Below are 12,914 nucleotides of genomic sequence, written 5' to 3'. Positions count from 1 at the left end.
GGATGATTTTTGCTGGCAAATATCAAGTTGAAAGTATCTAAAGTACAGCTTTGGGTGAAGCGTTAGCCTAGCTCCTCCTTACTGAGGCTCGCGCCCACAACGAGGGGATAAAAGAACAAGCAAAACGAACACCGTGCAAGGCGATGTACACCGATCGATTATGAGTTTGCTGTTTAGCTTAAACAAAAAGAAGCCTCTCACTCGTCCTTCGGACTGAGTGATGAGATGAATTTTTGGGCGGTGACGAATTGACCCACAACCAATTCAATCCGTAGGATTGACAGGGCAGGGGGTCGATGAGGAATCGCCACTTTCTGGAGTATTTTGATTTTCAATGTATTTTCGTAAAGTTGAAACTGTAACACCGCCACAACTAGCAATGAAATAAGAGCCATTCCAAAAAACATCTTTGTTGTAAAACCTTTCTAGATGCTCAGAAAATTCTTGACTCACTTCTTGCACCTGGAAATATGAATGTCAAAACCATAACTACGTGCAAGAGGGAATAGGCGTTCAATTTCAAGTAAAAGAAGATACACAACTATATGTGAAAAAATAGACTCAAGGGCAGTTTGTGCAGACTGACCCCAATCAGGTGGTGATGCGGAATGAAAATGCAGATAAGTCCAATGAGCAATCAGGTAGGCAGTTAGAGAAAGAATCAGCCAGCGACACATACCCAGCAGAGTTCCTTGTCCAAAGCGATGCAAGCCAAAACGATGTTTTGCGGTTTTAAACCATCCCTCAATCTGCCAACGACGCTTACCCCACCACTTAAGAGTAGAAGCTTTCATCGGACGGGTAGACAGAACAAAACGTTTTTCTAGTTTGCCATTATCACGCTTTAGGTAATACCAAGAAACAGTAACAGGATTTAAACCTACTAGACGAACTTGTTGCCCTTGTTGATGTAAATGCCGTAAAACTCTACCATCGGCTAACTTACGACTAATAGCTACACCAGTAATTGCATGATATTTTATTTTACTATGTTTTCTGGTAATGAGTGTCCTTGTGCCTCTAACAATAGCGTCAACATAGCCTCTAGGTTATCTTTCTGGTACTGCGTCGGCATCAATTCTTTTAGGCTGTAAACTAGTTCTTGGGCATGGGCAAGCATTGTTCTTGCTTTATAACATTTCGATATTTCACGCCTTTTCTCTCATATTTTTCGTCTCAAAAGCAAACATATCCATGTTTTGGGTGAAAAAGTAAACGCCGACATCACCATTTTTTGTTACTGTAACATTACATAGATTAAGTTTTATTTATAACTAAGTGTACCTGTCGTTTGTTAATTGACTATTGTTATAGTTTTGCGCTGTTTATTGGTTTTTTACGAGTATCTACGTCTGGTGCAAGATCTGAGCTACACCCGTTTTCAAGACAGCTATTTATGAACCTTGTTACACAACCAAACATGAAAATTCCACTTTTTCCTGTTCTCTAGTTTCAAGCTAGATCCTAAATATAGGTATTTTCATCACATTTACTAGCACTTTGCCTAAATCTAAATATTTCAGGTTTTCAGTAATTTGCCAAGACTATTTTTAAGTTCGGGCTAATAAAGTGACATTATTACACTGAAATATAAATCCAAATTTTTGATTTTTGACAACCATTTTCTTCATTGCTTAATTACTAAATTGATTATTCATTTAGTGAATCATAAATAGATAAACCAGCTAATCTTTTAGGAAAAGATTAATCAAGCATAAATCAAGTCAATAAGATCATGGAAAATATAAATAATATTTTGGTTTGAAAATTACCTCAAAAAAGATAATAAAAAATTGATGGTATGTTATATTTGTGATCATCAAAAAAATAGCTCTTAAACAGTGGTTATCAGGCAAATTTACCTGAATTAGGTGATGATCATGTAGACAGCCTTCCCAATCTTGAAAGAAAAAACTGTTTATCAATTGAATAGCGAGTTTTGTGAAAGATGGTTTGTTGGCGTTGCTTTATAGCCTCTGGCTTCATAACTTTACTGACATTAGGTTGTGATGATTGGGCAAATTCAGCAGGGAAAAATACTAGACAAATTGTCCAAGAAACTAATGTTGCTCAATTATTTTCGGAAGCAGAGACGACACAAAAAGCAGAAAAATTTTTTCAGCAAGGTAATTTTTTCTTAAATTCCCAACGATATAAGGATGCGATCGCGGCTTTTGAGCAAGCTATTACCATCAAACCTCAGTTTGCAGAAGCTTGGATTAATCGAGGCAATGCCTTAACAAAATTACAGCATTATCAGGAAGCATTAGCATCTTATGATCGAGCGATCGCGATTCAACCGGATAGAGATGAGGCATGGTACAACAAAGGTAACACCCTCAATACACTGGAACGTTATCAAGAAGCCCTGGTATCCTATGATCGAGCGATCGCAATCAAAGCAGATAAATATGAAGCTTGGATTAATAGAGGTATCGCCCTAACAAAACTGCAACGCTATCAAGAAGCAATCGCATCCTATGATCGAGCGATCGCCATTAAACCTGATAAAGACTTAGCATATTACAACAAGGCATGTACTTACGCTTTACAGAACAAGGTAGAACTAGCTGCTGAAAACTTAAAAAAGGCCATGAAGCTTGTTCCTGGTAAATATGAGAAGTTAGCAAAAACTGACTCTGATTTTAATAAAGTGCGTGGTAATAGGCGCTTTCAAGAATTATTCCAGTGAACTAACCAAGCCACGCTTCAGCTTCAGACTTTAATCAACCACCGTTGCCGATACATAGCATAGGCAACTACTAACCATAATAAAACAGTTGCGATCGCCAAAAATAGTGAACCATTATATGCACCTGCCCAAGGTACAAATAAATTTCGGTAAATCCAATAATAGGTACTAGGAGCATTTTCTCCTGTGCCGACCGTAGTTTTCACTAGTATCTTAATTAGCAACACAGAAGCAGTAAAAAGAAATATCGGATTATATCCCATGATTTCAAAAGATTTTCCCCAACGCCGCACTCTTCTAACATCAATTAATTCATAACAAAAAGCAAGTAACAATAATGCCCAACCAGTAGTAAAAACTACGTAAGAACTTGTCCACAACTTTTTATTAATCGGAAATGCCAAATCCCAAATTCCGCCAATCACCAAGCAACTTAAACCAAACAAAACTAAATCCATGCTGGTTTTAGAATTAATCTGTTTTTGGCTACGTATCCATTGTCCAGCAAAGTATCCAGCCAGGACACTAACAATAGCAGGAATAGTACTGAAAAGTCCTTCCGGATCTCCCATAAAGTTGTAATTATCACCTTTATATAGATGCGCCTTCGGAATAATTAAACGATCAATGTAAGCACCTAAATTACCATCTCGCGTTAGCACACCAGCACCATAACCAGATACAGGTACGTACATCATTGCTAACCAGTAACCAATCAGTAACACTCCCGCTAATATCCATTGACCTTTACGCGGTATATTAAAAACTACCAAACTAGCTAACAAGTAAGTGAGGCTGATGCGTTGCAATACTCCCATAACGCGGATGCTATTGAAATCAAAAGTCCAAACACCTTGATTCCAAAAGCCATTGAGAAGTAAGCCCAAGACAAACAGAATCGCAGCGCGGCGAATAATACGCCAATAAGGTAAAGACACGAAGACTTTTTCTTTCTCCCCATGCAATTTGCTATCGGTGTATTTAGAAAAAGAAAAACTCATTGCCACACCGACAATGAAGAGAAAAAAGGGAAATACTAAATCCGTTGGTGTGCATCCATGCCATTCAGCATGAAGTAAAGGTGGATAGACATTAGGTTCAGCAATGCTGGCCGTGTTTACAAGGATCATACCAGCAATGGTGATCCCACGAAAAACATCAAGAGAAGTTAGGCGCATAGATATATTTTTTTGATGTGACCTACTAAATTACTTCTCTTAATTAATTTAATCAACTAGTTGCTAAGTTCATTTTAAACATAGAGTAATAAAAAAATGCTGACGGGCAGGCTGTATGCTCGTCAGCATTTTGGATGTTTTAATGTTGTCTAATCTTATTTGGGTGGTAGGAACCATGAATTATGCAGTTGCTGGTAATTCATAATCGTTTCTCCACCTTACTGCCAGAATTTCTGAATTAACCCATTAAAATTACTGTATCAATAACGTGAATGACACCATTATCAGCTTCAATATCTGCTGCCAACACAGTAGCATTTTTGACCTCAAAACCATCAGAACAGTCAATTTTAATTGTTGAACCTTCTACGGAAGTCACAGTTCCAAGTTGAGCCAAATCAGCTTGCTTAAGCTTTCCAGGCACAACATGATACTTTAAAATGCGTGTTAGCTGGGGAATATTTTGCACTAATGTTTGTATAGTTCCCGGTGGTAGCTTGGCAAAAGCATCATCATTAGGTGCAAATACCGTGAATGGACCGGGACTTTTTAATACATCTACTAATCCTGCGGCTTGTACAGCAGTTACCAAAGTTGTAAAGGAACCTGCACCAACAGCAATATCAACTATATCAGCCATTTATTTCACCATTACTCTAAAAAGATTTTAAATGAGAGTAAATTATTATGCATTTTGATTAAGTAATGATGTCTATCAGTAGATATGCTGTTATCGGGACGGGTGCTTTTAAGTTTGCCTTAATCCTCGTCAAACTCCAACGGTACTTCATAGCGAGTGAGAGGGAAAGGTTCTAATAATTTACCCTTCTCCCAACTTTGTAATCGCCACCAGAGAGTTTGTACAGCTGTCTGTTTACCATCAACCACCTCAAAAGTGATTTCACCAATATTATTGACTCCCACAACTGCTTTACCAGCACCCCATTTTCCACGATAATCACGATGGTTTTTAGCCATCGCCAAATATTTTTCTAAAGGTAGCTTGCGATTTTGTCCAGGTAGGGGAGCAGTTATAGATTCGGGTTGTAGAGAATTAGTATCTTCTGGTTCCTTTGCTTTTTCATCTTTACCTAAAAAGAAATTAATTTTATACCACCATTCGGGTTGTTTAATAATTTGTAATCCTTTATGCCAACTGCGTTCTTGTACTAAATCTACGATGGCGGGATTCGTCTTAATAATCCAAGGAATACATTGTGGGACATGATCAATATACACATGCATCACACCAATTTCTAATTCTTTCTCTTCTTGATTTTCCCACCCTAAAATTTCTGCTTTCGGTAAATAGTTTATCTGCTTAATCGGAAGAAAACCTTTTTTATGTAGTGAATGGCTTCCACCTGTACCACTTACTTCATTTTTAAAGGAACTGCTAGTAAATTGAATAGCAAGTAGTTCAGTATTGATATTTTCCGAATGTTGAAAAGGACGGATCGCTGCGTACTTTAGGCTAGCTGCAAAACTATAGTGGACATCACCAGATAAGATAATGACACGGCTTTGTTTTGCTGGTAATGCTCGTAATGCTAAACAAGCTATCAGCCTTTCAAATGCTGTTGTTTCTAAACCCCAAGCTTCGGGATCAAAACCCCAAGCAGCACTATTAAATTTTTCTGTGAAAGCTTTAGCTGTCTTTTGAATTGTTTCCAAAAATGGTATACCAACTACAGGCCCTGGTGAGATAACAAAGGTAACTTTAGCATTCTGGGGATGAGCTAGTTTTGTGATTTGCTGATCACAACCTTCTTCACTCAAAAGTGCTGGAAAATCAAAATCTTTCCCTGGAAAAGCCCGCCAAGTGCGAGTATCAAGTACTATGACTTCATATTCTGGCCCGACAACAGTGTAATGCCATTTTAGAGAAGCATCTGTGTGGGGTAGCTGTCTAGGGTGACTATTTTTGATATCTGTAATAGCTGGTAAACCAAGGCGGCGAGTAATTTCCTGTTCGTATTTGGGGTTTTGTCCTTGGGAAGCAAACCAGCCAACAGCAGCTTTTAATAATGCTTCTCCTGGTTTATAGTCTGTAAACTCTGCTGGTGTATTTCCCCAAGCTTGACAAATTGCGTAGGCGAGTAGACCATTTTGGAGGATGCGTCTACCCAAGGGTTTACTGAGGACGCGATCGCACCATGCCATGTTTAAATACCAATCATCGGTAATTTCATGGTCATCGAAGATCATATAAGTGGGAATATTAGCTAAAGCCCGTCTAACCTGTTTGAGTGTAGTCTGAAAGTTTTTTAAATCCTCAAGTTCTTCTAAAAATAAATCTTCGCTACTGCTAAGCGGCGGTAAATTTCGATTCACCTCAGCAAATGTGGGTAAATCCTCAGGCTGCGGCCATAACACATCACACCAAGCGAATAAATACATTGTACAAAAATCGCTGAATGTGAATAAATGACTTTTGGCGATGTTAGAAATTTTATTCAGTTTAGTGATGCTTGCTGTTAAGCCAGCAGTATAGGTTGCTAAATAATTACGTTGACCAGCTTGCAATTCTTCAGTATTGGTGACATCTGGTAGTTTTTCTGACCATCCGAATAATGTTTCGCCTGCATCTATTAACATGAAAAGTAAGGCATCAGCTACATCATCTGCATAAATTTGATCACCTGTAAGAAAGAGTTGATGCGGCCGTTTTTTTGGGTCTTGTATTAGCGCTTCTTTAATCATTTTGTCTAAAGCCGGAAATGCATCCAAGCTTTCGCCATGTGGCTTACGACAAGAACCATGAACAAGGCGTAAATCTTTTAAGTCATGAGGTACAAGCCCAAAACTAGGCAAATTATAGGGAGGATATGTAATTTCTGTAATTGAACCTTCTGTATTTAATATTCCAGGACTATTTAAATTTTCTTCGTTACCAAATTCTAAATTATAAAGGTAATCTTCACCATACAAAAGTATATTTTCGCTTGCTTGAGCTGTGACAGCAACTATATATAAATTATTTCCTAATTTAATAGTTGTTCTACTACCTATTAGTAATAAATTTTTATTTGTATCAAATATTTTGAGAGTAACTATGCGGCTTTCTTGCAAAGCTACCCACACCGTTACAGAATTTGGTGCAGTATGTCGTAAAATTGGGCCTGCGAGAAGGAGCGGTAATTGAGTAATTCGTTCTCTTAATGGTGTCCATGCCATGTAATTTGTACTATTAGCATTACATTTAGAGTGTATTTAGTAAGTAAATTATGTTAAATATTTATAAATAAAATTGAGTATAAAGTGCTAATTTTATCAAAGATTTTTGATTTCTTTTATCTTCTGCTTACTACTTCTAATGACACGTAATATAACTTGAGGATGATAAAAAGTTAGAGGTGATTTGAGAAAGTGACTAACCTCTGCAAACAGAGTACGCAAATCAGTATCTACATTACTCATTTGCATCAGCTTTTGATTATATCCAGCCAGGAGTTTGTTAAGCCTGTTGGGCTGTTTTCTACCTGCTGTTGTGGGAAAACGAGAATCTTGTCCTGTTGCTAGTATCCAATGCAGCGCATTACTTTTTGCTAAGTTCTTTTGGAAGCGAGAAGTTACAAGTTGACTATTGTTCAGCCAGTCTTTAAGAACCATTGCTGATAAAGCACTGACTGTCATCCCTTGACCATAAACTGGACACAAGGCACAAACTGCATCGCCTAATGCTACAAAGCCTTTAGGCATTTGAATTTGTTCATAATGACGCAATCGATTGGCAGTAGCCCGATGGGCATAGATAGGCGAGACTGGTTCTGCATCCTTAATTATTTCATAAAAGCACGAACTGGAAAGACTGCGGGCAAATGCCAAAAAACCCTGTTCATTTAATGGTGGAAAGTCACGCCCGTAACCGCCAAGAGTAGCAATTAATTCTCCACCTTCAATTTTAGCCAAATATCCTAATCGGGTATTTTGCGGAGGTTCCTGGGAAATTAGCATTACTTTCCAGTCTGCTGTAAAATTTTCTGGTGGTTTGTAACGCCTTGTGGCATATCCTAAAAACGGGTTGACTATAGTTTCTGGTGGTGGCGTTAATCCTATGTCTTCTAACCACTGGGGTGCATGAGAACTACGTCCACTGGCATCAACTACCAAGCTAGCTGGTAAATCTTTTATACCATCACCTGTGAGAGATTGCAGCTTGATTCCCGTAACTTGGGTTTTATGAGAATTTGTCAGTAGGGCGATCGCTCGATGTTGTTCAATAAACTTGATCTGGGAAAACTCTACCAGTCTTTTGCGAATTGTCCATTCCAACAAAGGACGAGAACAGGTAAAGGAAACTATCTCAGAGGGTGCAACAGCATTATTACTCCATTCTCCTTGGGCAAACAAATAAAATTCTCGTAACCAATCAATCGTTAGCGCACCAGCCGCACTTAGCTGTGAGCCTATACCGGGAAACAGTTCCTCTAAAATTCTGTATCCTCGTACTAATAAAACATGAGGTTGCACTGATTGCGGAACGCCTTTGCGATTGTGAGGCTGCAAAGGTAGTTTATCCCTTTCTATAATTGTCACCGAATCACAATATTCTGCAAGTACACGTGCCGCTAGCAAACCCGCGATACTACCACCAATAACAACAGTTTTCTCTAACTTCATAACAGCGATCGCATTTAGTTCAGCAAATGATACTATTATCTCTGCCGAACTTAACATAATTTAATGACTTCTCAGAAAAATCTTCCCCAAGCAGGAGAAAAAGCACCTGATTTCACTGCTCCCAATCAAGATGGTAATTTAATTAGTCTGAATGATTTTCAATCACAATGGCTAATTTTGTACTTTTATCCCAAAGATGATACCCCCGGTTGTACGACAGAAGCCAAAGAATTTACTGATTTATCTCAAGAATTTAGTGCCTTGGGAGCTAAAATTGTTGGCGTCAGTCCTGATACTGAAAAATCACATGGCAAATTTATTCAAAAACATAATTTGTCAATTCAATTATTAAGTGATCCTGAACATCAAGTATGCGAAGCTTATGGTGTGTGGCAACTGAAAAAATTCATGGGTAAGGAATACATGGGTGTAGTGCGCTCAACTTTTTTGATTGCTCCTGATGGTAAATTGGCTTACGTTTGGCCGAATGTGAAAGTGAAAGGCCATGTTGCAGCTGTACTTGCTAAGTTACAGGAATTGTCAGCTGTTTAGAGTTGTAGTTGGTTATGAGTTAAAACGACGCACACAAGTTAATTTTAAAAGCGAACACCGATGCATACAAATGATTTTTTATTGCCAATTAGCCTGAATAGTTACCCCTCGACTTTGCATTGCTTTGGTAAATAAATCAGTAGGTAATGCTTCTTCTACAGGCCAAACTCCTGGTTTTTTGAGTGTTCCCTCTAATAAAAATTGAGCAATACTACCCGTACCACAACCAGCAGCAGCTGCTGTATTTGCATGAGTTAAAGTAGAGCAATAAACAGCTTGTTGATTATTTTTTTGCCCTGTTACTTCTGAACGAACCGCCACCCCAATGCCAGTAAATTGGTCAGTAAAATCTGTCATTGCATGGCTAACATGAGATAAAAATTCTACACCTTTAGGGTTCTTTATCCATGATTTCGGAAAGACATGGGCTGCTATCCAAGTTAGATGATTATAAAAATCAGGAACAGAACCAAATTTAGTAATTACAGTTTTGACTGCTGGAAAAGCATGGGGTAGGGTAAAAGTTTCTGGCATATCAAACCAGTAAACTCCACTGCGTTTGTAGGGAGATGGAAACTCAACAACTTCTCTTTCACTATAAGGTTTAACTGTTTGCCATCTACCATCTATCCATGCTTCAAAAGGATTTTGTAAACCGAGAAATGTGGTTCGCATCACGGTAATGCCAGCACCACCAGAACCAGATACCAAATAACTCAAATGTATTTTTTCGGGTATATCAAATTGTTCGATATCATGACGTACCATACTATTAGAAATACCGGGGAAAATCCCAGTATTAACTACTGCTGTTACACCCGCAGCCATGGCTTTTTCATGATATTGTAAGGCTTTAATAGTAAAAGAACGGTGGTCACTAACATCTACATAGTTAACACCGTGTTCAATACATATTTTCAAAACATTGGCATCTCGATAATGAAACGGACCTGCACAATGAACTACTAAATTTACAGAAGCGATCGCCTGCCGTAATTTTTCCACCTCTGCCAAGTCTAACGCCATATATTCCAAAGAAGTATTATCTTGCATCTGTGCAGGTGTGCGCCCAGTGATGAGGATTTCTGCTTGTGTATGGGTGAGTAGATCCCGGGCAACACTACCACCAATTCGCCCCCTTCCGCCAAGAATTAAAACCCGATCTGTCATTGCTCCAAATATTGGCAACAGCAGCTTTATTACATCAATTTTTAGTTATGCTTGTCATCACTAGCAAGTATGACTTTGATGATCTAAAAGTATAATTTTTGTGAAATTTTAATAAGCCCTTTGGTGGTGTAATCCTAAATAATAAGTTTCCTTTGTGTCTTGGTGGTTCAATAAAATTTATTTTTTCACCACAAAGACACAAAGGCACCAAGTAAAATCAGAAAAAATCCCCTCAGTTTGAAAAAAGTTGAGAGGGAGTAATAATGATTTATCGATTACTTACCATTAATCCCAAATACTGATCCAACTGTAGACTTAATCGAAGTCCAGCCATCTTTGAAAGTTTGGGCGATCGGATGTTTTGTCTGTAAGAATACCCGCGCACAGTTGCGTCCTGGCATTCCTGAAATGGAACCACCGGGGTGAGTTCCCGCACCAGTCAAGAATAAATTTTCAATTGGTGTTTTGTAGTTTGCTAGTTCCGGTAGGGGACGGAAAAATACCATTTGATCAAGTGTCATATCAACATGGTAATAATTTCCTTTGTACGCACCCAGTCTTTCACCTAATTCTGCTGGGCTTTCCACGCGACGAGCAATAGTGGCATTTTTGACATTCGGTGCATAGTCTGCCAATTTGTCTATTACCCGATCAGCAACTTTGTTTTTCAACTCATCTGTCCAACCCGTGCCATTCAAACCTGTACCTTCTGCACCAGCAATTTGATAGGGTGCAAAAAACTCAATCCACGCTGTATGTTTACCTGGTGGTGCCATTGATGGGTCTAACATTGTTGGCACTACTAAGTACATTGATGGGTCAGAGTCAGGAATTTCTCCTAAGGTACATTTACTGTGGGCTTGTTCTACGTGAGAAACTGAATCTGCAATTAATACAGAACCAATGAGATATTTATCTTTATGTTCGTGGTGTTCAAAGCGCAGTGGTTCGTTTAATGCCAAGTCAATCTTGAGGATGGTTTCGTTATTGTTAACAATGCGCCTTTCTAATCTTTCTCGTAAATCCGCATCAGCAGCATCTACATCACTTTCATCCATCAATTGTAAAAATAGTCTTTTGGCATCAATGTTAGAAATTATGCCGTGTTTTGCGCGATATATTGTACCATTTGCTACTTCTACACCCACAGCACGACCGTCATCAATCAACACTTTCTTAACATGCTGATCGGTCAGAATCACACCACCTAAGCTTCTGACTAAGTTTACCAAAGCTTGCACCAAAGCACCCGTACCACCACGAGGTCTGGCCATACCGGGATCATGACGCATTGCCATCATAATTGCCCCAATGGCAATGGTTTTTTGTGAAGGGGGCGCACCAAGTTCAGAAGCAAGTCTGGCTAAGGGTGCTTTGAGAAATTCCTCATCAAACCACTCATTGAGGAGATCCTCGGCGCTGGTTAGCATGTTGCGAATAAAATCCAGCGTTTTATTAGGAGAACCAATTACAGAGAATAAATCTTTGATTTTGGTGACATTGTAGTTGCCAAGAATATCTAAGATTGACTTGGGTGGTGCATTAAACATCGGAATCATAGCACTTAAAGCTCGTTGCCAATACTCTGTATATTCTCTGTACTTTTTAGCGTCACGTTCGTTGTAACGGGCAATTTCTGCACAAGTCTTATCTAGAGATTTATGACCTAAAAAATATTTACCATCTGGATGAGGACAAAATACGACTGGATCACATTCAAGGTACTTCAAACCATATTTTTCCAGTTCTAGTTCTTCAACTACTGGTCCCAAGTGAATAAATTCGTGGTCAATCGCACATAGGTTAAATTTGAATCCTGGTGCTTCTTGTGGCAAGCATTCTTCTGTGGTTGCTGCGCCTCCTGGAACAGAGCGTTTTTCTAGTAACAGAACACTATACCCTGCCTTTAATAAGTAGGCAGCGCAAACTAGTCCATTGTGTCCTGCACCAATAATTACAACATCGTATTCTTGCATAGTGAGAACTTTAGACATGAATATCTTTTCAATGTTAGAAATACGTTACAAATCTTACATCACTCAACAGTTATAAAAATTCAGAGTTGATTAAAAATCTTTAGACAGATGATTTTTGATAGTGATTAAAAAAAGAATGATTACTTTTTTAGCTTAAAAACCTAATTGCAGTTCTTTGTGTGCTCTAGTTGGAGAAGCTGCTAACCAGTCTATAATAATTTGCTTTTTGATATATTAATCTATAAAAACTAAATAAGTAAATTCTTTTTTAACGCACAAAAGACTATTTTTGATTGTGTGTAATTTTCAGTTCGGATAATAACTTTATATTTTCGCTGTGATGCTCCAAAGAAGCAGTATTTGACCATCGCAACTATTGAGTTAATATCTAAACTCAAAATTCCAGTTTATATCAAGTTCGGCTAATTGCTTATAATATAATGCTTCAGTGTTGGTCATTGGTTTTTCCCGTTACCCTTCGGGTTCGCTACTTTGCCATCTCGGCATAAGCCAAGACGGCAAGTAGTCTCACCGATTACCCATTACCTATTACCAGCCCAGGCGACAGTATAAGTATTTAAGCGAACATGATATTAAAGGGTGAAAGCCTCTACTAATAACCTCACTTAAAATAAAACCCCACCTTTGAGGTGGGGAGATACTTTTAGTTATGAAAGATTGAAAAACACACGTCGATTACAGAGCGTTACCACGAGGTAGAAC

General features: G+C 38.5%; 10 protein-coding genes and 1 pseudogene. 2 read left to right on the top strand and 9 right to left on the bottom strand.

Features of this window, described 5'->3' with window-relative positions; translation table 11 throughout:
• Positions 1–315 precede the first annotated feature (315 nt).
• From UYK_RS0112390 to UYK_RS26745, 3 genes and pseudogenes are all read right to left on the bottom strand, one after another.
• Positions 316–426: pseudogene (locus UYK_RS0112390) on the bottom strand (transposase); the annotation flags it as partial.
• Positions 427–449: 23 nt separating this feature from the next.
• The gene (locus UYK_RS0112385; protein WP_009458946.1) at positions 450–794 is read right to left on the bottom strand and encodes a hypothetical protein; all 345 of its coding nucleotides are present in this window, start codon (positions 792–794) and stop codon (positions 450–452) included.
• Positions 795–979: 185 nt separating this feature from the next.
• Entirely contained in the window at positions 980–1,120 is a 141-nt protein-coding gene (locus UYK_RS26745) for a hypothetical protein (RefSeq protein WP_009458917.1), read from the bottom strand.
• Between the two features lie 828 nt (positions 1,121–1,948).
• On the opposite strand from UYK_RS26745, the gene UYK_RS0112375 reads away from it, so the two are divergent.
• Positions 1,949–2,692, top strand: coding sequence for a tetratricopeptide repeat protein (locus UYK_RS0112375; RefSeq protein ID WP_009458947.1), 744 nt, complete (start codon positions 1,949–1,951; stop codon positions 2,690–2,692).
• Between the two features lie 23 nt (positions 2,693–2,715).
• On the opposite strand, the gene UYK_RS0112370 is transcribed toward UYK_RS0112375, so the two are convergent.
• The 4 genes from UYK_RS0112370 to UYK_RS0112355 form a co-directional block, all read right to left on the bottom strand.
• Complete coding sequence (locus UYK_RS0112370) at positions 2,716–3,870, bottom strand: acyltransferase family protein (protein WP_009458948.1); 1,155 nt, start codon at positions 3,868–3,870, stop codon at positions 2,716–2,718.
• A gap of 238 nt (positions 3,871–4,108) precedes the next feature.
• The gene (locus UYK_RS0112365; protein WP_009458949.1) at positions 4,109–4,510 is read right to left on the bottom strand and encodes a fasciclin domain-containing protein; all 402 of its coding nucleotides are present in this window, start codon (positions 4,508–4,510) and stop codon (positions 4,109–4,111) included.
• A 119-nt stretch (positions 4,511–4,629) separates the two neighbouring features.
• On the bottom strand, positions 4,630–7,047 hold the full coding sequence (locus UYK_RS0112360; RefSeq protein WP_009458950.1) for a metallophosphoesterase family protein: 2,418 nt from the start codon (positions 7,045–7,047) through the stop codon (positions 4,630–4,632).
• Between the two features lie 96 nt (positions 7,048–7,143).
• Positions 7,144–8,550, bottom strand: a complete 1,407-nt coding sequence (locus UYK_RS0112355; RefSeq protein ID WP_016871484.1) for an FAD-dependent oxidoreductase — start codon at positions 8,548–8,550, stop codon at positions 7,144–7,146.
• 6 nt (positions 8,551–8,556) lie between these two features.
• Here UYK_RS0112355 and bcp point away from each other — a divergent pair, with 6 nt between their 5' ends.
• Positions 8,557–9,045: a thioredoxin-dependent thiol peroxidase gene (gene bcp, locus UYK_RS0112350; RefSeq protein WP_009458952.1), complete on the top strand. Its 489-nt coding sequence runs from the start codon at positions 8,557–8,559 to the stop codon at positions 9,043–9,045.
• Positions 9,046–9,123: 78 nt separating this feature from the next.
• Here the strand turns inward: bcp and UYK_RS0112345 are convergent, their stop codons facing one another.
• Complete coding sequence (locus UYK_RS0112345; RefSeq protein ID WP_009458953.1) at positions 9,124–10,215, bottom strand: saccharopine dehydrogenase family protein; 1,092 nt, start codon at positions 10,213–10,215, stop codon at positions 9,124–9,126.
• Positions 10,216–10,490: 275 nt separating this feature from the next.
• Entirely contained in the window at positions 10,491–12,209 is a 1,719-nt protein-coding gene (gene crtO, locus UYK_RS0112340) for a beta-carotene ketolase CrtO (RefSeq protein WP_009458954.1), read from the bottom strand.
• Positions 12,210–12,914: the final 705 nt, after the last annotated feature.

Source organism: Fischerella thermalis PCC 7521 (genome assembly GCF_000317225.1).
Lineage (GTDB): Bacteria > Cyanobacteriota > Cyanobacteriia > Cyanobacteriales > Nostocaceae > Fischerella > Fischerella thermalis.
The sequence above is the reverse complement of the archived record's forward strand: the minus strand, read 5'-3'. Positions and strand labels throughout refer to the sequence as shown.

Coding starts and splice junctions, on each gene's coding strand:
- UYK_RS0112385 (WP_009458946.1), bottom strand. CDS start 794: ATGAAAGCTTCTACTCTTAAGTGGTGGGGTAAGCGTCGTTGGCAGATT.
- UYK_RS26745 (WP_009458917.1), bottom strand. CDS start 1,120: ATGCTTGCCCATGCCCAAGAACTAGTTTACAGCCTAAAAGAATTGATG.
- UYK_RS0112375 (WP_009458947.1), top strand. CDS start 1,949: ATGGTTTGTTGGCGTTGCTTTATAGCCTCTGGCTTCATAACTTTACTG.
- UYK_RS0112370 (WP_009458948.1), bottom strand. CDS start 3,870: ATGCGCCTAACTTCTCTTGATGTTTTTCGTGGGATCACCATTGCTGGT.
- UYK_RS0112365 (WP_009458949.1), bottom strand. CDS start 4,510: ATGGCTGATATAGTTGATATTGCTGTTGGTGCAGGTTCCTTTACAACT.
- UYK_RS0112360 (WP_009458950.1), bottom strand. CDS start 7,047: ATGGCATGGACACCATTAAGAGAACGAATTACTCAATTACCGCTCCTT.
- UYK_RS0112355 (WP_016871484.1), bottom strand. CDS start 8,550: ATGTTAAGTTCGGCAGAGATAATAGTATCATTTGCTGAACTAAATGCG.
- bcp (WP_009458952.1), top strand. CDS start 8,557: ATGACTTCTCAGAAAAATCTTCCCCAAGCAGGAGAAAAAGCACCTGAT.
- UYK_RS0112345 (WP_009458953.1), bottom strand. CDS start 10,215: ATGACAGATCGGGTTTTAATTCTTGGCGGAAGGGGGCGAATTGGTGGT.
- crtO (WP_009458954.1), bottom strand. CDS start 12,209: ATGTCTAAAGTTCTCACTATGCAAGAATACGATGTTGTAATTATTGGT.